The 23533-nt window shown below is 30.3% G+C and carries 14 protein-coding genes and 2 tRNA genes; 2 read left to right on the top strand and 14 right to left on the bottom strand.

Annotated features, from left to right (window positions below; all coding sequences use genetic code 11):
* Positions 1–2 precede the first annotated feature (2 nt).
* A complete protein-coding gene (locus tag K4897_RS08715; protein WP_250416086.1) occupies positions 3–7364 on the bottom strand; it encodes an Ig-like domain repeat protein in 7362 nt (2453 codons plus the stop codon).
* Positions 7365–7536: 172 nt separating this feature from the next.
* Between K4897_RS08715 and cobQ the strand changes: the two genes are divergently transcribed.
* The gene (gene cobQ, locus K4897_RS08710) at positions 7537–9078 is read left to right on the top strand and encodes a cobyric acid synthase CobQ (RefSeq protein WP_250416084.1); all 1542 of its coding nucleotides are present in this window, start codon (positions 7537–7539) and stop codon (positions 9076–9078) included.
* Here cobQ and K4897_RS08705 read toward each other — a convergent pair.
* The 11 genes from K4897_RS08705 to K4897_RS08655 all read right to left on the bottom strand — a co-directional run bounded on the left by K4897_RS08705 (position 9053) and on the right by K4897_RS08655 (position 19519).
* Positions 9053–9784, bottom strand: coding sequence for a class I SAM-dependent methyltransferase (locus tag K4897_RS08705; protein ID WP_250416082.1), 732 nt, complete (start codon positions 9782–9784; stop codon positions 9053–9055). The genes cobQ and K4897_RS08705 overlap by 26 nt on opposite strands.
* Positions 9785–9841: 57 nt before the next feature.
* On the bottom strand, positions 9842–10111 hold the full coding sequence (locus tag K4897_RS08700; protein ID WP_094516572.1) for a hypothetical protein: 270 nt from the start codon (positions 10109–10111) through the stop codon (positions 9842–9844).
* A 74-nt stretch (positions 10112–10185) separates the two neighbouring features.
* The gene (locus K4897_RS08695) at positions 10186–11346 is read right to left on the bottom strand and encodes a thiolase domain-containing protein (RefSeq protein WP_019265405.1); all 1161 of its coding nucleotides are present in this window, start codon (positions 11344–11346) and stop codon (positions 10186–10188) included.
* Between the two features lie 8 nt (positions 11347–11354).
* Positions 11355–12392 carry a hydroxymethylglutaryl-CoA synthase gene (locus tag K4897_RS08690; protein WP_019265404.1) on the bottom strand — a complete coding sequence of 346 codons (1038 nt, stop codon included), beginning with the start codon at positions 12390–12392 and terminating at the stop codon, positions 11355–11357.
* Positions 12393–12543: 151 nt separating this feature from the next.
* Positions 12544–12617, bottom strand: a tRNA-Gly gene (locus K4897_RS08685).
* A 5-nt stretch (positions 12618–12622) separates the two neighbouring features.
* Positions 12623–12696: transfer RNA gene (locus tag K4897_RS08680), tRNA-Gly, on the bottom strand.
* A gap of 55 nt (positions 12697–12751) precedes the next feature.
* The gene (locus K4897_RS08675; protein WP_250416080.1) at positions 12752–14179 is read right to left on the bottom strand and encodes a flippase; all 1428 of its coding nucleotides are present in this window, start codon (positions 14177–14179) and stop codon (positions 12752–12754) included.
* A 49-nt stretch (positions 14180–14228) separates the two neighbouring features.
* Complete coding sequence (locus K4897_RS08670) at positions 14229–15659, bottom strand: flippase (RefSeq protein ID WP_019267297.1); 1431 nt, start codon at positions 15657–15659, stop codon at positions 14229–14231.
* 50 nt (positions 15660–15709) lie between these two features.
* Positions 15710–16372, bottom strand: coding sequence for a class I SAM-dependent methyltransferase (locus K4897_RS08665; RefSeq protein WP_250416079.1), 663 nt, complete (start codon positions 16370–16372; stop codon positions 15710–15712).
* Between the two features lie 15 nt (positions 16373–16387).
* Positions 16388–18367, bottom strand: a complete 1980-nt coding sequence (tgtA, locus tag K4897_RS08660) for a tRNA guanosine(15) transglycosylase TgtA (RefSeq protein WP_250416077.1) — start codon at positions 18365–18367, stop codon at positions 16388–16390.
* A 93-nt stretch (positions 18368–18460) separates the two neighbouring features.
* Positions 18461–19519 (bottom strand): acyltransferase, encoded by a 1059-nt coding sequence (locus tag K4897_RS08655; protein WP_029143267.1) that lies wholly within the window; start codon positions 19517–19519, stop codon positions 18461–18463.
* A gap of 189 nt (positions 19520–19708) precedes the next feature.
* Between K4897_RS08655 and K4897_RS08650 the strand changes: the two genes are divergently transcribed.
* The gene (locus K4897_RS08650) at positions 19709–20932 is read left to right on the top strand and encodes an MnmC family methyltransferase (RefSeq protein ID WP_019267033.1); all 1224 of its coding nucleotides are present in this window, start codon (positions 19709–19711) and stop codon (positions 20930–20932) included.
* Here the strand turns inward: K4897_RS08650 and K4897_RS08645 are convergent.
* Together K4897_RS08645 and K4897_RS08640 are read right to left on the bottom strand one after the other, a co-directional pair.
* Complete coding sequence (locus K4897_RS08645) at positions 20917–22548, bottom strand: Ig-like domain-containing protein (RefSeq protein WP_250416076.1); 1632 nt, start codon at positions 22546–22548, stop codon at positions 20917–20919. The genes K4897_RS08650 and K4897_RS08645 overlap by 16 nt on opposite strands.
* A gap of 675 nt (positions 22549–23223) precedes the next feature.
* Positions 23224–23532, bottom strand: coding sequence for a hypothetical protein (locus K4897_RS08640; RefSeq protein ID WP_019265395.1), 309 nt, complete (start codon positions 23530–23532; stop codon positions 23224–23226).
* Between the last annotated feature and the right edge of the window lies 1 nt (position 23533).

Below are 23533 nucleotides of genomic sequence, written 5' to 3'. Positions count from 1 at the left end.
TCTTAAGGACTAATTTTTATAGTGTTTCCAGTTTGGAAATCATTCCAGTAGGAAGTAATAATATACTCACCACTCATTAATCTGATTCCTAAGCTTGCGATACCATCTTTATTAGTAACTTTATGATAGAAGACACCATTTACATTAAATGATACATTTTGGTTAGCTAATGGCTTACCTTGACCATCTAAAGTTAAAGCAGTAAAATTGCTGCCGTCCAAGTATTTCATGGAGAGATCTTTAGTTACTAAAGTTGGCAAGACATTAACTTTGTTTCCAATATCAAGTCCTTCAAACATAGTTGTAATAGTATATTCCCCAGGTCTTAAAGCAATACCTAAACTAGCTACACCATTTTCATCTGTTTTTTTGTGATAGAACACACCGTTGATGTTAAATGTTACTTCTTTGTTTACTGCTAAAGATCCGTCTTTGTTGTAGACAGTTGCTTGGAACTTAGAAGCATTTAAGTAGTATTTAGTTAAATCACTTTGTACGATTAATGATTTTACAGTTATGTTGACTCCTTTTTCTTCACCATTTGCCAGATTATATGCAGTTAAGATATAATTTCCAGGTCTTAAATTAATTCCCATATCTGCTACACCATCTTTATCCGTGGTTTTAGTGTAAAATACTCCATTAATGTTAAATTTAACTTCACTGTTAGCTAATGCTTTTCCTGTGCTGTCTAAAAATTTGGCATAGAATCTTGTAGCATTCTGATACATTTTAACTAAATTATCAGCCACAATAGTGGATTTTACAGTTACTGTTACATTAACTGAACTTTCATTATATTTAACTGCTACATTATATGTTCCGGCACCTAAATTAATAGCCATAGAAGCTATTCCTTCATTATTGGTTTTTCTAATGTAATCTTTACCATTAATATTAAATATTACATCAGCACCAGCTATCGGATTACCCTTACTATCAACTAATTTAGCTGTAAGGCTTTCAGGACCTTTGTAATATTTTACAAGATCATCAGCAGTTAATGTAAATGTTTTTTTATTAACAGTTATAGTTCCATTTGCAGTTGCCTTATCATATTTATTATCACCATAATAAGTTACAATAAATTCATGAGTTCCTGCAGAAATATATGGGACAATTATTTTAGCTACACCATCAATAACTTTTGCAAAGTAAGGTCTGTTGTTCATAACTAAAGTTACATTACCAGTAGCATCTTTAGGTAAAATTACAGTAACTGTAGCATTTTCACCCTCATTTACCTCACTAACATTAACTTTAATATCATATCCGGATATTTTAGAAACTTTAAATGAAGTACTGTTACTTGAAGATAAATATTTAGCATCACCATTATAAACAGCATTGATTTTATAATTACCACTAGCTAAATCTTTAACAGTTAAAGTAGCTTTACCATCTTTAATCTCAACAGTTTCAGTCTTATCACCAACAGTAAAAGTAACATTACCAGTAGCACCAGAAATAACGCTAGCTACAATAACAGCATCCTCACCCACATTAATATCATCAACAGATACAGTAATTGAAGAAGGAAGTTTATTTACATTAAATGTATAAACTGCACTGCTTGTTAAATACTTAGCATCACCGTTATAGGTTGCTTCTATTTTATAATCTTCAGCAGTTAAATTTTCAATAGTTACAGTAGCTTTACTGTCTTTAAGCTCAACAACTTGTGATTTACCATTAATAACAACAGTAACATTACCAGTAGCACCAGAAGTAACACTAACAGTCACAACAGCATCTTTACCAATTTCAATATTATCTACAGAAATATCAACTTTTGACTCAACTTTAGAAACTTTAAATGAAGTACTGTTAGATGAAGTTAAATACTTATCATCACCATTATAAACAGCAGATACAGTATAATCGCCACTAACTAAACCTTTAACAGTTAAAGTAGCTTTACCATCTTTAATCTCAACAGTTTCAGTCTTATCACCAACAGTAAAAGTAACATTACCAGTAGCACCAGAAATAACGCTAGCTACAATAACAGCATCCTCACCCACATTAATATCACCAGCAGATACAGTAATTGAAGAAGGAAGTTTATTTACATTAAATGTATAAACTGCACTGCTTGTTAAATACTTAGCATCACCATTATAGGTTGCTTCTATTTTATAATCTTCAGCAGTTAAATTTTCAATAGTTACAGTAGCTTTACTGTCTTTAAGCTCAACAACTTGTGATTTACCATTAATAACAACAGTAACATTACCCGTAGCACCAGAAGTAACACTAACAGTCACAACAGCATTTTCACCAATTTCAATATTATCTACAGAAATATCAACTTTTGACTCAAGTTTAGTAACATTAAATGAAGCTGTTGCTTTTGCACTTCCATATTTATTATCTCCATTATATTGAATGGTAGCTGTGTATTGGCCAACATTTAAATTATTAATAGATACTGAAGCTTTACCATTTTTAATATTTGCACTTTGTGTAATATTTCCAATAACTACTTCAACACTGCCTGTAGCATCACTAGGAAGTTCGATATTGATAATAGCTTCTTCACCTACTTTAATATCCTCAACAGTTACATTAATAGCTGGAGTGACTTTACCTACACCTAATGCATAAACTGTTTTATTAGAATAAACATAGACAGTACCGTTTTTATCCATAACTATTGGTCCTACAGCTGAAGAATCTGCAGCAAATGTCCATAATAATTTAGCATTGCTATCAATAGCTGATACTTTTCCATTATCTGATCCTATATAAACAGTTCCATTATTATCAATCATTATGGAAGATGCTTTATCTCCAAAGTTATAGAAAACAGAAGTTTCACCTTTGTTAAATATATCTATTTTATAGACATTTCCATCACTGCCAACAGTGTATAATACACCATTTTCATCATCTAAAGCTAATGTGCTTCCATTTATAGCTATTTTAGTAGTCCATAATTTATTATTTATGGTTAATGCATTAACTTTTCCATCTTTATCAAATACATATATATTATCATTAGAGTCAATTACCGGACGTCCTACAATACCAATTCCGCCAAAACTTCCAATTACAGTTTTACTTGTAACATTGATTATTTTAAGACCATCTTTTGTATTAACAGCTACTAATCCATTACCAATTAATGTAGGTGCACTAACTGGCTGGGATCCTAAAGCAATCATAGTAGGAGTTCCTCCGGATTTCCACATATTATATGGAATAATTACTAAATTGTAGCTTTGGCTGCTGTACTGATATTCTCCGGAAATGTATACATTAGCATTTTCATCTACAACTGGTGAGAAAATACTTGAACCTTGCCAAATATTGGAATTATATTTTTTACCGGTAGTGGAGTTTATAAAGTATATTGCATCTCCAGATTTTGGAGCAATAATAATATCACGGGAAATTGCTATTCCTGAAGAAATTTCACGTCCAAATGAACCTGCAAATTTCCATCTTAAAGTTCCATTTGAAGTAAATGAATAAATTCCATCATTACAAGCCACATAAATATTTCCTGCATTATCAATAGCCATAGAACCGTTAATTTGGCTTCCGCTTACAACATAATTCCAGATAGCTGCACCATTACTATTTCCTGTGTAATTTGTTTTTCCAGTGTTTTTAGTGTCAAATCCGTCATTATCCCATTGAGGAACAGGATAACCGATTATTTTAATATCGGTTGTATTTTCACAACCATTATACAATCCATTACCACTATAAACTACTTTAACAGTATAATTACCTGCTGCTAAATCAGATACTTTTAAGGAAGCTTTACCAGTATCTTTATCAACTTTTACAATGGTTGATTTATCTCCAATTGTAATATTTACACTGGATCCGTCACTACCTGGAGCTGGTATGACAATTACAGAAATAACAACATCTTCACCTACTTTAGCATCATTTGCATTTACAGTTAAAGTAGAATTAAGTTTAACTTTAGCGAATTGTTGTGTAGCTTCACAGCCAAAGTAGTTATTATCTCCATTATAAACTGCATGAACAGTATGAAGTCCATCATCAAGATCAAATAAAACAATATATGCATTACCATCTTCAATAGTTGCATTTTCACTTTCGCCATCAACAGTAAACATTACTTCTCCAGTTGCATCTTCTGGAAGGCTTACAGTAATTGTAGTATATTTTCCAATACTAATCTTAATATCCATTGATGAAGCTATTTTATTAACTTTAACTGAAGATGTAGCAAGAGCTTCTTCGTAATTATCATCACCATTATATTTAGCTGTAATTTCATACTCTCCGCCAGTTAAACCAGATATTGTTGTAACTCCAGTACCATTTACCAAATCAATAGTATAATCTTTGTTATTAATCTTAACTGTAACAGTACCTGTTGGCCTACTACTTTCCAAAGCTACTTTAATTACAAGGTCTTCTTTTACCTTAATATCCTTAGTATAAATATTTAAATTTGTAAATGCTTTACTTACATCAAATTTTAAAGTGCTGGTTACACCGTAAAGATTAGTAGTTACTGAAGCTTCTCCAGTAGCAGTTGGAGTAAATATAACCTGCAATTTACCGTCAATAAATTTATCACTAACAGCAGTTGCTATACCATTAATGGAAGTAATATTTAAAGTACCCAATGGCAATTTGTCTCCAGCATCATATTTGCTAATTTCACCTTTACTAGAAATTACATTAGCTAAATCAACAGTTATTATTGCATTTTCACTGAAATTCAATTTATCAACATTACTTGTTACATTTAAGAATAACCAATTGTTTAACTCTTTTCTTGGTGCAGCTGTTGCATTTTCAGCAGTATTTCCCCACCAGTTATTATCTAATACAAATGATGCGGAATTACCTACTGTTGAAAATACATCACCTAAACTTGGTAGTTTTTGTTTATTTCCTAAAAAGATTGAATTTACAGCTGTAAGTACACATTTTTTCATAACATAAGCAACACTTCCCACAGATGCATAGTTATTAATAAATACTGAAGATGAAATTTTAATCTGATAGTTATCAGTAGAACTTGAATCAGCAGCCAAACAGCCACCTCTACCTTCTCCAGTGTTATTTATAAAAATAGAGTCAATAATATCTAATCCCTGATTAAAATTACTGCTTTTTACATAAATACAACCTTGATAAACACTGTTATTTTCAAAAGAAGTGCCTGAAATTATTCCCTGTTGGTCTTTAAGGTCCAAGTAAATTAAATTACCTACATCTGAAGTTCTTTTCTCATTTGCAGTATTATTTACAAATTCACAGTTAATCATTTCTAAATAATTAGCATAAATACATTTGAAAACATTATTATTGCTAAATTTGGAATCTGAAATAACTAAATTAGCTACATTAACAAGAATATCTTTTTGATTGTTTGAATAAAAGTTACAGCCAGTTATTTCAACTTCACCAGCATCTAATCCGTTGATAATTTCACCATTAGATACATCAGCAAATTTCAAATTATTAAATGACACATTTGCATTGTTTGAAATTTTAAATATAGGAATAGCTGAATTAGATCCGCCAATAGTAGCTTTTCCATCACCAACAATTTTTAAATCATTGGTAATATTTAACCCATATTCATTGTAATTTCCCTCTAAAATATAAATTCCATTAGTATTTAAAGAAATAGCTTTAGCTATTGTACGTACCGGTGAATTTTTACTTCCGTTATTGTTATCATTACCGTTTACAGACACATAAACATACTGAACAGGTATACCGTTTACAGTAAGATTATTTGAGTTAGTAGCACCGGCAACTGAACGTACATATACTTTATGTTCTTTACCATCATTAAAAGTTAAATTAAAAGACTCACTATAAACTGTTTTTAAATAAACATCATCTACATAAACAAAATAACCTGATTTGGATAAAATATCAGAATCATAATATTTGCTATTTTTTAAATTAAACTGAATATTTAATACTGTTGTATTGCCAATTCTTTCTTCTTCACTGATTTTAGATTTGGAAAATACTAAAGAATTGTTATAATAATAGTTGTCAGACAATTCCAGTACAGATTTGGAAAGATCAATTACTAATAAATCACCAGATTTAGTATGATTAATAAATTTATTACCTACCAATCTAACATTTGGAGATCCGTAACCCTGTGCCTGATTTGCACAAATTGCAGTACCTATAGATGCTGAATTAGTTATGAAAGTAGTGTTGTATACATCTAAATCACCAGCATCCATTATTGAAATAGCTCCACCACGACCAGTACCTGTTGTAGATTCATTAGTAAGAGACCAGCAATTGTTTACATTATATTGGAATAATGAGTCTTCAATATAAATATGTGGGTTGGTTCCGTAGAAACATGCACCAATAGCTCCTCCACCATTGTTGGTTGTACAGTTATTCCTTGTAAAAGTAGTATTGTATATCTGCAAATAACTGTAAGTATACAATGCACCACCATTCCATCCTGCTACATTATCTGTAAAATTAGAATCATATATTGTTGTATTTGCTCCGCTGTGAGTGTGTATTGCTCCAGCCCACCAAAATGCACTGTTTTTATAAAATGTAGAATTTTTAACAATCAATTGCCCGCAATTATTAATACAGCCTGGTTCTGTTGTAGCATAATTATTTTCAAAATAACAGTTTTCAACTAACATATGTGAAGTATTGCAGTTTAAACCAGCATCAGGATCATAAACACTTAAAACACCAAAACAGGTATTAATATTTGTAAAATTACAATTTTTAACAGTTGTATAACCTCTTTTAATATAGTAAACACAGGCATGACTTGATAAAGAAGTTATATTATCAAAAGTACAGTTTTCAAGCAAATTACCTGTGCAATCACCAGCCAACTCTACAAACATTCCACTATCCAAAGATGTTTTTTGTGAAAGAATCATCCATTTAAATGTCAAATTAATTAATTTTAAATTAATTCCTGAATTTTCAGGAGTTTTCATCGGAGTATAATAAATTGTAAATGCATCAGATGATTTATCTCCAAAATAAGCTCCATTATTTCCTAGGATAGTTACATTATTTCGAATAATAATCTGATTAGATTCATCAACTCCATCGCCCGGATAAAAATTAGTATTTTCCTTTAATTGAAGCACATAGTTTTTATCTGTTTTTTCACAGTATGTTTTTAGTTCACCCCAATTATTTACAATAATCACATCATCAGAAGGATTGGCTACCGGAATATCAACATTACTGTTAACTTGAGCAGAATCCTCCATAATTCCCATTGAAGAGTCATCCAATCCCATATCAGATGAATTAACGTCATTCAAATCGTTCGCACTTACACTACTAACTCCTAAAAGGAGAATAAGTAGCATAATGCCTAAAAAGAATTGTTTATTGAATTTCATAAATAATCAACCTTTTTACCAAATTAAAATATATTTTATATTTAATAAAATTTTTTTTATATTTATAAATTTTAGTTTAAATAATATATAATATTATAGATAAATTAACCAATCAACATTTATAAAATATAAATAACAAAAATATCTTTAAAAGAAAAACAAAGTGATTTTAATGGTTAAATGTTTAATGGTTCAGGGAACATCATCAAATGCTGGAAAAAGTATGCTTGTAGCTGCATTATGCAGAATATACAGAAACAGAGGCTATAAAGTAGCTCCTTTTAAATCTCAAAATATGTCTTTAAACTCATATACAACTAAAGAAAATGGAGAAATAGGAATAGCTCAAATGTTACAAGCAGAAGCTGCAATGATTGAACCAAGCATACATATGAACCCGATTCTTTTAAAACCAAAAGGTGATTTTACATCCAATGTAATTATCCAGGGAAAATCCATCGGAGATATGAATTTCTATCAATACCAGCATGACTATCATGACAGGGCTTTTGAAGCCATTAAAGAAAGTTTCAATATCCTAAAAGAAAATTATGACATTATAATCATTGAAGGAGCAGGATCACCTGCAGAAATTAACATGCGTAAAGAAGATCTTGCCAATATGGAAATTGCACATATGGCTGATGCAAATGTTATTTTAATAGCTGATATTGAAATGGGTGGTGTTTTTGCAGCTATTGCTGGAACATATGTTCTTTTAGATGATTATGACAGATCCAGACTAAAAGCCACAGTTATTAATAAATTTAGAGGAAATTTAGATATTTTAAAACCGGGACTTGACAGAATTGAAGAAATCACCAAAGCTCCAGTTTTAGGTGTCCTGCCTTATGATGAAACACTGAAATTACCTGAAGAGGATTCAGCATCATTAACAACACATGTATTTAATGAAAACAAGGACATTATTATTGGAGTTATAAGACTTCCTAAAATCTCCAATTTTACAGATATTGACCCCTTTGAGTTTGAAGAGGATGTCGGAATTAAAATGATTAATCTTAATGATGAAATTGGAGATGTTGATGCTATAATCATTCCCGGAACACGTAATTCAACTAAAGATGCAAAGGAGCTCTTTGACAGCGGACTTGCCGCCAAAATAATAGCCAAATCCCATGAAATTCCTGTTGTTGGAATCTGCGGAGGATATCAAATTCTCGGAAATATAATTTATGATGATGATAAAAAAGAATCCGATGTTGGAACTATTGAAGGACTGAAATTATTAGATATTGAATCAAAATTCCAACGCACAGAAAAAATCGTAACACAGTCTGAAGCTGTCGTACCTGAAAAAGAAGATTTAACCGGAATAGCCGGTGCCATATTTGCAAAGATAGCTGGAGAGAAAGTAACAGGTTATGAAATCCATGAGGGTACATCACACCTGAACCCAAGTAAAGAAGTAAACCCATTGTTAAATGTTCAAAAAGGACAGGGAAATAATGATGAAGGTAACTTTGACGGAGCATGTAGTGGAAATGTCTTTGGAACATATTTCCATGGAATATTTCACAACTACAATTTCAGGCGTGAATTTTTAAATTATCTAAGAGTCAGAAAAGGTATTGAAGCCAAAAATGGTGAAGATCCTTATGAAACACAAAAGGATTATTCATTAAATAAATTAGCACAAATTGTTGAAGAAAATATAGATATGGAAATTATTGATAAACTTCTTTTTTCATAATATAGTAAACATAGCTGTAATCATCACTATTATTTCCATAAACTTCAATTTCTTTTTTAAAATCCTTTTTAAAGTCATTATCTTCCAATTTTTTAAGATTACTTTCCAGATTACTATAATAACTTTCAAAATCACTTTTTGGTAAAATAAAATAATCTATAAATTCATAACCTTCATCCTTTATTTTAGCTATTTTATTTTCAATCGTGCCAATCTCAGGATAATGTGTTTTCCAAAACTTTTTAGATTCTTTTGAAGGTTTTTGAATCCATGTCAGCTCAGAAATAATCAGATAACTGTCTTGCTTTAAAACACGTTTCCAACTTTTAAGTGCTTTAGCAAATCCCATGATATATGCTGAAGCTTCACTAAAAACAATGTCAAATTCGCAGTTGGGATAATCCAGATCATTCATGTCCATCTGACAGGTGTAAACCCTATTATCCAAATCATTGTCAGCTATTTTTTCATCCAAAACCTTCAAATAATGTGGAAATAAATCAATAGCTTCAATTGTTGAATTTTTAAAATAATCAGCCAGCAGCAAAGTTGAAGCTCCCGCTCCACAGCCAATATCCAGAATAGTTAATTGTGAATCATTATTAAAATCAATATAGTCAATAGCTTTTAAAGTGGACTTATCACTTCCCGGAGCCAATCGGTCCATATCCTTAAAAGCAGCATAAAAATAAAGTGGAATATCCATAAAAATCAATAAAAGAGAAATAATTCTCTTTTAAATAAAAAAAGAGTGAAATTAAATCTATTCAATGGATTCAATTTCAATGTCAAAAGTCATAGCTTTGATATTAGCTTTTTCACCAACTTTTTTAATGGTGAATATTGGTGAGTCATTTAACATTAAATTATTGTTAATTTCTCTCATTTTGTTATTTAATACTTCTTTAGGATGGAAGAATTTACCTTCAGCTTCGTCAAAGTATTTGAAACTGTCAACAGATTCTCCTTCTAATTCATATTCGAATTTTTCACTTGGATTTTTAGTATTTACTGCTGTTATTTTAAATTTCATTTTTATACTCTCTCCAAAAATATTTCTAATTAATATATTATACTTTAAAGTATTTAAAAAGAGAAGATGATTATTTAATCAAGATCTCTTCCAAATATATGTACAGCTGCAGTACCTCCAGTACCACCGATATTATGAGTCATACCTATTTCTGCACCATCAACTTGACGTTTGCCTGCTTCTCCTCTAAGTTGCCATACAACTTCAGCAGCCTGAGCAATACCTGTTGCTCCAAGAGGGTGTCCACGAGCTTTTAAACCTCCAGATGGGTTAATTGGGAAATCACCGTCTATTTCTGTTTGACCTTCTTCAATAGCTATTCCACCTTTACCTTTTTCAGCAAAACCTAAGTCTTCTACAGCTAAAAGACCGTTGATTGAGAAACAGTCGTGAACTTCTGCAAGGTCAATGTCTTTAGTAGTAACTCCTGCCATTTCATATGCTTTTCTGGAAGCTACTCTAGTTGAATCAATAGTAGTTAAGTCTTTCCTGTTATGTAATGCAATAGTTCCGGAAGCCTGTGCAGATGCTCTTACATAAATTGGAGTATCAGTGTATTTTTTAGCATCTTCTGCAGGAACCATAACAACAGCTGCTGCTCCGTCAGAAACTGGAGAACAGTCTAAAAGTGTTAAAGGATCAGCTACCACAGTAGAGTTAATTACTTTATCCACACTAATTTCAAATGGGAACTGTGCATTAGGGTTGTTTTTAGCATTTTTATGGTTTACTACTGAAAATTGAGCTAATTGTTCCCTTGTAGTTCCATATTCATACATGTGTCTTTTTGCAATCATCGCATATAATGATGGGAAAGTAGCTCCTTGTTGTGCTTCCCATTCTTGATCAGATGCAGTAGCAATAGCTGGAGTAGCATCTACAACATCAGTCATTTTTTCTACACCTGCAGAAATTACAACATCATGGAAACCTGATGCAACTGCCATGATTCCTTGTCTTAGAGCAAGTCCACCAGATGCACATGCTGCTTCTACTCTTGTAGTTGGAATTGGATTAAGACCCATGTGATCAGAAATAAGTGCAGCAATATGTTCCTGGTCTACAAATAAACCGGAAGACATATTTCCTACATACATTGCTTCAATATCGTCTCCTTCAACTTCAGCATCCATAACAGCTTTTACACCTGCTTCAGCGATTAAATCTCTAAAAGATGAATCCCATAATTCACCGAATTTAGTTTGTGAAACACCTATAATTGCAACATCTCTCATAATTACACCTACATTTTAATTTTGCCTTTAAATTTAGCATAAACAGCATAATCAACATATTGTTTTCTATCAATGATGTCTTGTGTTTTTGGAGCTAAATCTCTTCTTTCTTTAATTTCTTCATTTACTGTTAATGTAAATCCGTCACTACCAGCACCAGATCCATATGAAACAACAAATATTTTATCTCCAGGTTCTGCAACATCTAAAATATTAGATAAAGCTAATGGAACTGCACCAGAATAAGTGTTTCCTATATTTGGAGTTAAAAGACCTTGTTGGATTTGTTCATTAGTAAATCCAAGTTTTTTACCTGCCCTTAAGTAAAATTTACCATTAGGTTGGTGGAAACAAGCGTAATCATAATCTTCAGGTTTTGAATCAGTTTTTTCAAATAAACCTTTTGCAGCACTTAATACATGTTTAAAGTATGCTGGTTCTCCAGTGAAACGGCCACCGTGAGATGGATAGTCTTGTCCTTCCCTTCTATAAAAATCAGGAGTATCAGTAGTAAAACTGTATGTTTCTTCAATATCAGCAAGAGTGTTATCTTTACCAATAATATATGCTGCACCTCCAGCAGATGCAGTGTATTCTAATGCATCTCCAGGTGCACCTTGAGAAGTATCAGCACCAATAGCTAATCCATACTCAATCATATTGGAATCCACAAGTCCCATAGTCATTTGAATTCCAGCAGTTCCAGCTTTACAAGCAAATTCTAAATCCGCAGCAGTTAAAACAGGAGTAGCATTTATAGCTTCTGCAACAATAGTTGCAGACGGTTTTACTGCATAAGGATGTGATTCAGAACCAACATAAATCGCCCCTATTTTTTGCGGGTCAATCTGAGCTCTTGCTAGAGCATATCTAGCAGCAGTTACTGCAATAGTAGCAGTATCTTCATCAGCAGAAGGTACGGATTTTTCGTTTACAATCAAACCCCTTGATAAAGCAACAGGATCATCTCCCCACACTTTAGCAATTTCTTCTACTTTTATTCTATATGACGGCACATACGCCCCATATCCAACAATTCCTACCATAGAATCACCAAGATTTTTTTAATTTTTAATTTAGTTAGAAAACTAACTTTAGTAATTTAATCTTTATAAAAAGTATTATATAAAAGTAACTAAAAAAACTAATCAGTATAATAAGAATTCAGAAAAAAATAAGAAAATTAGATAAAACAAATGCAGTTGCCGGGATTCGAACCCGGGTTGTAGGCTTGGAAGGCCCAAGTAATAACCAGACTATACCACAACTGCATAAATGCGGCGTCCGGGATTTGAACCCGGGTCTCTAACGTGGCAGGCTAGAGTCTTAACCAGGCTGGACTAACACCGCATAACAAACAACAATTATACTTTTGTTTTGATAGTATATAAAGTTTTGGGTAAATCTACATTCCAATAATTTGTTTAAAAATCATTTTATCCTGATTATCAAATGTTTTAGTAAGAATAATAGCTATTAAATAAACCACAACACCTACAAGAATAGCTAACCATAAATTAAGATTAAGAAGATGTAAAACAACACCCATAACACCTGCACAAAGTATAACTTTTAAAATATCAAATAACAGATGTTTATCAGGAAGCTGATTAATTTTATAGATAGTATATAACTCTAAAACTAAAATTAAAATCTCACTAATTACAGTAGCTACTGAAGCACCATAAACTGAAAAATGAGGTATTAAAATAAAATTTAAAACAACATTAAACAGAGCAGCTAAACAATAAATTTTAGTAACTGCAGTTTCCCTGTGAGATGCATTTAAAATCATGGAACAGGCACCGTTAATAAACAGGAAACAGACAGTCCAGATCAGGATTTTTAAAACTTCCCCTGCTTCTGCATATTGATTACCGTAACATAATGAAATTACATCTCCGCCGTAGAAAAAGGTAGCAATAGCTATTGGAATAGTAACCATGGACAGATACTTAATAGACTTGACAAAACTAAACTGCAGCAAATTTCCATCCTGTTTAAAGAGTTTACTCATAACCGGGAAAATAACAGAAGTGTAAATTGTATAAAACAAAGTTAAAACATTGATTAACTTATAAGAAGAATTATAAAGACCTGTAGCATAAGTATTTGCAAACTGAGTAATCATAACCATATCAATTGAATAATAAATCATATAAAATAAGCTAGTTAATGCAAAAGGAAGACCTCCGATAACTAACTTTTTACAAAAAGCCCTGTCAAATAAAGGTTTTGGAACAATAATCTTTTTAGATAAAGCTAAAGTTGCATAAACTAAACCTATTACATTAGCTGCAATATATGCTAAAGTAATTCCCCATAATCCATAATCTGTAAATGTAACAGCTACAATAAATATAAATGTTAAAACATTGAGCAAAGTATTTGTAATAGCCTGATACTTCATCATTTCATGAGCCTGGAATGAAGAATACATTGCAGTTTGAAATGACTTAATTACATTTTCTACAGCAAACAGGAAACAGATTATAACAGTATAATTATCCCAGCCTAATATAAATAAAGCCAGTGATACAACTGATAAGTAAAATACTGACAATATTAATTTAATACCTATAGCATTTCCCAAATATTTCCTTTCAGAGTCAAAATCTGTAGAAATGGATCTGACAATATAAGTAGTAACTCCTAAATCAGCACAAACACCAAAAATAGTTGCAAAAGAAGTAGCTGTACCTAAAAGACCATAATCAGATACACCTAAATAACGAGCAGTTAAAATAGTCCAAACAAAAGCACAGACACTTGTTATGATTTGAGAAAACATTAACCAACTCATATTTGCAAAAACAGTTCTTACTCTACTCATAATATTAAACTCACAAATTACTAGGATTAATATATATCAGTTTTCTATATTAAGCTTTACCTAAAATTTGTTTAATTATGAGCTTATCCTCTTTATCAAAGAATTTTATAAGAGTAATAACTACCAAGTAAACAATAACACCAACTGGAATAGCTAACCATAATGACATGTGAACCAAGTAAAATACTCCGCCCATTACAGCAGATGCAATGATTATTTTAATTAAATCAAAAATCAGATGTCTGTCAGGAAGCTGATTTATTTTACCAACCATATACATTTCTAAAATTAAAATTAAAACATCAGTTAATACTGTTGCAAATGCAGCCCCATGTGCTGAGAAATAAGGTATTAAAAATAAATTTAAACCAGCATTAAAAACTGCAGCTAAAGAATAAATCTTTGTAACGGAAGTTTCTTTATGAGATGCATTTAAAATCATAGAACATGCACCATTAATAAACAGGAAACAGACAGTCCACACCAGTATTTTTAAAACACTGTCTGCATCAGCATACTGATTACCATAACAAAGATAAATCACATCCCCTGCATAAAAAAAGGTAGCTACAGCTATTGGAATAGTAATCATAGATAAATACTTAATGGATTTAACAAAACTAAGACGCAGCATGTCTTGTCCTTGTTTAAATAGCTTACTCATAACCGGAAAGATAACTGCTGAATAAATTGTATAAAACAATGTCAAAACATTAATTAGCTTGTAGGTGGAATTATAAAGTCCTGTTGCATAGGTAGTTGAAAATTGAGTAATCATAACCATGTCAATTGAATAATATAATGTATAAAACAGTGTAGTTAAAGCAAAAGGAATTCCGGCAATTATTAATTTCTTAAAAAATTTCAAATCAAATAATAATTTTGGAACTATAATGTGCTTTGTTAAGGCAGCAATACAATAAATTAAACCAATTAAATTAGCTATAATATATGCAAATGTAATTCCAAGTAAACCAAAATTAGTGAAGCAAATTATTACAATAAATACTAAAGTTAAAACATTAAGCAATGTATTGGTAATTGCCTGATACTTCATTTGTTCGTGAGCTTGGAATGAAGCAAAAAGCAAATTATAAAAGGATTTAATTAAACTTTCAATTGCAAATAAAAAAGTTATTAAAATAGTAAAATTATTCCATCCCAACAAATATGAAATAAAAATAACTAATGCCAAATAAATTACAGATAATATTAATTTAAGAGACAAAGCATTTCCCAAATACTCTGCTTCTACATCATAATCAACGGAAATTGATCTTGTAATATATGTAGTAACTCCTAAATCAGCAACAACAATTATAATAACAGAAAAAGAAGTTGCTGTTCCTAAAATACCATAATCAGATACTCCTAAGTAACGTGCAGTTAAAATGGTCCAAATAAAAGCACAAACACTGGTAATGATTTGAGAAGCCATTAACCAGCTCATATTTGCAAAAATTGTTCGGACTTTATTCATAATTTAACCTTAGAAGTATTTGGAAAATGATATTATATTGTTTTTAATAATTAAGCTTTTCTTGCAGTTACACAAATCCAGTCATTTTCATCATTGATAAATGCCTGAAAATCTTTAAAACCTGCTTTTTTAAGAGCTGATTCTAAAACATCTTCAGAATAAATCTTCATATCCAATAATTCTATTAAATCTTCATATTTATCCATTTCACCTTCCCTGTAAACTGCTTCATTACAGAAAAAGACTAATCCATCTTTTTTAAGAATCCTATTTACTTCTTTTAAGTCATTTATAAAATCCGGCCAGAAATAAATTGTTTCAAATCCTGTTACAATATCAAAGCTTTCATCTTCAAACGGCATTTCAGATACTGAACCCTGTAAGACTTTAACTTTACCTTCATTTATAGCCTGTTTATTTAAATCAGAAGATTTTTCAACACTTACTTCAGAATAATCAATTCCTACAACACAGCCATCATCACATATCTGTTTGGCGAAGCGTTCAAGGTTTCTTCCACCACCACATCCAATATCTAAGATTTTATCTGCTTCATTAATGTTAAAATGACTGACACCCCATCTTGCCATTGTTTCATGAGATTTGTTCATTCTGTCAAGTATTTCATGACCTAATTTTCCTTCAGGTTTTCTTGCATTTTTAATAAGTTTTTTATCTTCCACATTATTGCCGGTATTTACTTTATCAGACATGTTTTATATTCCTCCTTATTTTTTCATTCCTTTACGTGTTTTAATAGCTTGTCCTGTTTGGAAATCCATAATTTCACAGGCTCCAAGTAATGCTTTACCATAAGCAAGTAATTTATCCTCTTCATTTACAATTAGAACTTCATCTTTAGCTCTTATATCATCATCACACTCAATAACAAATTTGGCAAAGACACTTTTTCCTTCAAGTGAAAATGGTTCTGAGTCCTTATTAACTACAACTCTGTTTTTAGGATATTTTGTAGCTGCATGGAGTCTTTTTGCCCCTTCTTTTGAAAGGATTAAAAAGCTGTCAGAAGCTCTCATATTTACAATTAATGTTTTTCCATCATAAATATGTCTTATCTTACCTGTTTTTTTACTTTTTTCAATGTTTATATTTCCCCTAAATAAAGCATCCCCTGCTCCAACACCAAACTGATAGTCAGCTATTGCCTTAACCTTTTTAAGGTCATCTTTTTTATATCTGATTTCATCAGACTGTGAATGAACATTATATAGTCCAATATCTAATTTTTTAATAACATTAGAATGAATCAATACCTGATCATAGTATTCTACAAATTCTGAAATGAAATCTTCAATAAATTCCAGGCTGCTTACATCCCAGGTTCTTGGAGATTCATTTTGACTTAAGGGATATATTTCATCAATTTCAAGCGGAATAAGGCCAAAGGGAATATCCAATACCATAAAATCAGTATTATCCAAATCCAATTCCTGTTCACTTCCATAAATATAGAATTTTCCAAGTTTACCGGAAACATATTTGCTGTAAGGTTTACGTGAAGGAGGCAATATTACCAAATCACGTTTTCTGGGCATCGCCCTTAGCTTTTGAATATGTCTTAAAACTTCACTTCTGTATAATGATTCTGAACCTGTATAGAAAAATGCTGATTTTTTACTTCTCGGATCATATTTTTCCAAATCATCACTATAATTACCTAACTGGCGAAGAGCTTCCAGCAGATTAGGATGTGCTCTGCAGCGTTCTTCAACAAGTTCCATTAATGAACCTTCATAAATTGCCTGTCTAATTAATCTTAACTCGGCAAATGAAACATTTAAATTATGTTGAGCTATTAAATCCCTTCTTTTTTCTTTAGGCATAGCTCTTAAGTCATCTGGAGTGTAGTTACAGCAAACTTCACAGGAACATGGCATTTCCTGTAGGTTTTCAAGTTTGTAAGTTCCTCTTACAGATAATAAACGGTCATCTTCAGCATATAAAATATAAGCTGCTGAATCAAATAAATCACAGCCCATAGCTACAGCCAAGGCAAAAATCATCGGATGGCCTGCACCCATCAAGTGACGGGGCTTACTGTCCGGAAGATGTGCTACACTGTTCATTACAACATCAACAAGCTCCTTATAATGATATGATTCCATTAACGGAACTACTGCACCTATAGGATACAAATCCGCATCTAATTTAGTCAGTTCATCTGCACATTTTCTTCTCAAATCAGGGAAAGTTGAACCCTGAACTACAGAATTCAATTTCATTTCCATATTTTGGGAATTTCTGTAATCAACAGCTTCCTTAGCCCTTTCCAAAGTAACTTCCAAATCTGCTTCAGCCTTTTCACGAGTTACAAAAGGTGCTGTTGGAATATCCAAACTAGTTCCAATGTCTGTTTTAATCAATTCCTGAAACTCAATAACCTCTTTATTTGTAATATCAACATCCCCGTAAACAGACAGTTGGAACGAACCTGAATCCGTCATAATCGGACCGTCAAAATTAATTAACTTATGAAGCCCTATTTCTGCAGCTTTCTTTTTTAAATCCTCATCTTTGTAAATTAAATAAGCATTGGTAATAACTATATCTGCCCCATATTTTTTAACATCAATAGTTTGTTTACGAGGATGGATAACTGGCATTAAATTAGGGGTTTTTACATCACCAGAGTTAGTTTTCAAAACACCAACTCTGCCTCTATTATCTTTAGCTTTAATCTCAAACATTTAATTAACCTTATTTTATTAGTTAAAATAAAATTTAAATTAGAAATTATATAAATTTTCCTCATTTTTAAAATAAAAATTGAATTGAAAATATTAAATTCCGGAAAATTTGTCTAAAACCGGAATTTTACTCATCAGTCTGATGAAAATATTACATACTATAAATACGATAATCCATTCTAAAATTATAGTTAATGCAGCATTTCTCATAATATCAAATGAAATAATTTTATCTAAAATATTGATAAATAAAACATTAGCTAAATAAACTCCATAACTTCCAATACCAAAACAAACAGCGGCATTATTAATTGATTTGGAATATTTTTCCCAATCTGTGTTTGATACCATTATAAATATACCAATAGCCTGAAGACAGGCATTTGGAGTTACATCACCTAAATTAAAGAATAATAAAGATTGTCCCCCAATAGCCATAGAAGACAATATTGTTCCTAAAAATGACACTAAAGTTCCAGCTACAAACAGCAATAGTCCGAAATTTCTATTTTTTAAAATAGATTTCTGTTTAATATACAAATAATATCCCAATATAAAATAACCAATACTTCCTGTGAAATATTTTAAATAATCATACAATAAAAAATCCACATTTGAAAATCCTACAAAGGAAAATAAAGCCCATACAATTAAAAAATATTCAATTTCATAAATTTCAGCATTATGCAGCCATGTAGTAATAATTGGTGAAAATACATAGAGTCCTAAAATCATGTAAACAAACCAGAATTCAATTGAAGCAATAGTAGGGTCTAAAAATGCTTGAATTAAAAAGTATCCAAATTGAAATAAATCAAATGAATGGTTAATCATTACAAATTTAGCTATTACATAAATTACCAGCCAAAAAATAAAAGGAATTAAAATCCGTTTAATTCTTCGAGGAACAGATGAAATTGGTTGGTCTTTTCTTAAAATAAGAAATCCTGAAACCATGATAAATAAAGGAACACCAAATCTGGAAATTGATTCAAAAAATACTCCCCAATACCAATTTGGCTGAAACACACATTCCGGAAGTAAATATTTTGAAGAACAGTGCAATAACAATACAGCAAGTATTGCAATAGTTTTCAACCAATCAACCCAATATATGCGATTTTTACTAACATTAAAATTAAAAAATTCCAAAAGAAGTCACCATATAATAAATTGTATTATAACAGTATTTAAAATTATAGTAATTTAAATTTAAATTATATCAAATTAAGTAAATTATCATAAAAAGAAATTCGGCAAAAATCATGATTTTTAAATAAAATACCTATATTTTATAATAGATTTATATTAATCAAAAATTAATTATTTAAATAGATTAAAATGAGTTATGAAAAAAATGCTAGAGTAATTAACGATGATATTTTTGATTTAATCAACAGCTGTTTTGAAAAAGAAAGAAATAGCAGAAATATTAATTCAAGATGTAATTTTTTTGATGAATACAAGGATTATTTTGTTTTAACTGATGATGGATCATATTCTATTAAATCAAAAGAGATAAATCACAAAGTTGAAACCCTACATACATCTACTGGTGCAATAAGTGAATCATTTGAAAAATTTATTAAACCTATGAAATTTAATTATAATGAAGACATAGCTATTTTAGATATTTGTGCAGGACTTGGATATAATTCATCTGCAGCAATAGCTGATTTTATTAAAAACAGCTCTGATTCTAATTTACAAATAGATATGGTTGAAATTTCAAAAGCTACTCTTGCATGTGGTCTTTTAGTTCCCTCACCCATTCCAGAACATGACATTACAAAAAAGGCTATTGAAAATGAATTAATAAAAAAGGATTATGCCAGCATCAGCTATGAAAAATGCGAAATTCCTGAAAATATTGATATTAATGTTTATATTGAAGATGCAAGACAAACTATTCAAAATTTAGAAGATAACTATTACGATGCAATATTTTTAGATCCATTTAGTCAAAATATGGCTCCAGAATTGTTTTCTCTAGATTTTTTCAGACAGTTCAGACGTGTAATTAAAGACAACGGCATAATAGCTACTTACACTTCTTCTGCACCAGTTAGAGCAGGTTTTATAGAATCAGGATTTCATGTTGGACAAGGTCCTATTTTTGGAAGAAAACAAGGTGGAACCTTAGCCAGTCCAAATCCGGAAGTTCTAGATAAATCCCTTCCAAAAAACGATGAAATTAGAATAGCTTTATCAGATGTAGGCATCCCATTTAGAGATCCTAATCTAAACAATAATAGTGATTTTATTTTAGATAAACGAAGTGAAGTCAGACATAATGCACGACATAACACTAAAATATCTTCTGCTGTTAAAACACCAATCTTTTTAACTAAAAAAATGGATGATGAAAAATTAAAAAGACGTGTTGAACGTAACTTAGCTAAAATGAACATTCCATCAACTACATCCAAAGAAGCTTTCTATATTTTGGAATGTGAAGAAAATTATAAAGAAAAACAGGATTTAAAAAACAATTCAAGAAACAGAATACTTGATATGATTAAAAAATTAGAAAAAGTAAAAAATGGAGATTATAATGCCAAATAAAGCATCTGTCCATTTTTTAATACATATGCTTCAGCTTTAGATGAACTAATAGTTGAAGTAACTTTTTTCAGATTTTTAGAACCTCCGCCATGATTTTTACCATCAATAGCTGAGAAATCGGCATCACATTTAGCACAGAATATATGGCCTTCTGCACTTCCGGATTCTTTTAAACCGGTAACTGGGAAAATTCCCCAATTTGCTGTTTCACTGCCTGCCCAGAATATTCCCCAGTAAAGTTTGTCACTTCCACAACATGGACATATCCTTTCAAATACTGATTTATAGAATTTATAACCATATTTACTTAATTCTCCAGCAGCTGAAGGCCTTCCAATAGACATGACATATTTCCCATCAGGAGAGATACCATAATTGCTGTAGTATTTAATTAAAGCAGGGTCTTCTTCTACATGAATTGTATTAAATGCTTCTTCTCCTGAATTTAAGTTTTTAGAAAATACAGCATGATCTCCTTTTGATAAAGAAAGATTTAAAGTAGCAATACCTTCTTTATTGGTTTTAACAATATATTTAACACCATCAATTATTACTGATACATTAGCTGCACCATCATAAGTTTTAATTACTAATGTTCCAGTTTTATTTTCAATTAATGAAATATCCTCAGCTGAAATAGTAGTTAATACTTTAATAATATTTGATTTTGCTTCACTATTTAAATGCATAGCAGTTAAAATATACTCTCCCGGAAGCAAATTAATATTTAATTTAGCTATACCTTCAGAATCTGTTTGTTTTTCATAAAGCACTCCATTAATATTAAAAGTAACATTACCATTAACTAAAGGATTGCCAAAATCATCTAAAAACTTAGCATAATACTGAGTACCATTCCTGAAGAATTTAACAATATCTTCACCAAAAACAGTAGACAATACAGTGATATTGCTTCCATACATCAAACCACTTGGATGAATTGCAGTTAATATATATTCATTTGGAAGTAATGCAATGTTTAATTTAGCTATACCGCTTGCATTAGTTTGTTTTTTATAGAAAACACCATTAATATTAAAAGTAACATTACCATTAACTAAAGGATTACCTGAACCATCTAAAAACTTAGCATAATACTGAGTACCATTTCTGAAGAATTTAACAACATCATTAGCTTGAATAGTTGATAATACTTCAATATTATTAATTTTAGTAGTTATTTTATCTGCATAAGGATAAAATGTAGTTATTGTGTAATTTCCAGGATTTAAATTAATTCCAATAGAAGCTTTACCGTTTACTAATTCTTTTGTGTAATTCATACCATTAATATTAAAAATTACTAAAGATTTAGCATTGTCCTGATATTTTATAATTCCATCATTATTATATACAGATACTTCATACCTGCTTCCATTTCCATAATACATTGATAAATCTTTGCTGGAAATAATCGGTTCTTGAGTATCTGAAGATTTGGAATAAGTTACAATATTCGTATTATTAATCCCCGATGGAGGATCAATATCCACATCACCTGTTTCAGTATCATCAACTGCTGTTATATTTTCAGCATCTGAAGCTGCATTAACTGCAGATACAGACAACATGAAACAAAGCGTTATTAAAAATATTTTCATTTTATTACCAAACATAAGTTAACCTCTTATGAATCAAGAAATATTTTTTTCTTGTGTAGATACACTTTCTAGTTTTTCTTATAAAAAGCTTTTGAATTTCAAAATAAGCATAAATAGAGTTAAAATAGCTAAAATAAGTAATTTAAAGCTTAAAAAAAATACGAATAATTGTGAGTATTTAAAAATTGTTAATAAGTAATAATTAAAAATCCCTGAAGAGTTTTCCCAAGGTATTTAGTCAAATAAAGCTATGAAAATCAAATAAATAAATAATCATAAATTTAAATTAATTTAAAAACCTATTTTAATAATCAACAATAGCTAGTCACCTATTTTAATAATCAACACTTAATTAACTAGCTAAATTAAAATATAGTAAAAATTAAATTTAAAATCAGCTAAAAAACTATAAATCATCATGGTTAAATTAGACTTAATACTGCTGCAAAGCAATTTATAAAAAACAGACAAATAAAATGTAAAATTAGATTATATCAAATATTTAAACTAATTAAGCTAAACAGAAAAGTTAAACTAAGTTTTGAAAATAATTGTGGAAAAAATTGCTTTTCAATTAACTATCAAAATAATCCAAAAGAAAGTCAATTAAAATAATAGTATAATACAATAAATAGCAAAATAATAGCTATTTAATTAATATAATCAATAGCTACTTCAAAAATATATTTTTTAATCATCTACAAGCATAAGTTCTGAATAAGAATATAAAATATCTTTAATTCCGGATTTTGGATTTTCAAATTTAGATAAGCAGACTATTGCACCATCGTTAAAATCAATACTTTCCCCTAATTCCAACTCTTTTAAATTATTTAAATCCATTAATTCGGAATATTCTTCTTTTAAAGCTTTAACTTCAGGGTCTGTTTCATTAACCCACTCCTGATTAAAATATAAAAATAAATATGGGTTTTTATTAAATTCCAAAGCGAAAATGGCTTTGGATTCTTCCCCATCAAGTTTAAAAATTGAAATCATG

The sequence above is a fragment of the Methanobrevibacter sp. TLL-48-HuF1 genome (genome assembly GCF_023617305.1).
GTDB lineage: Archaea > Methanobacteriota > Methanobacteria > Methanobacteriales > Methanobacteriaceae > Methanocatella > Methanocatella intestini.
Note: the sequence above shows the minus strand (reverse complement) of the source record. Positions and strands in the feature narration are given on the sequence as shown.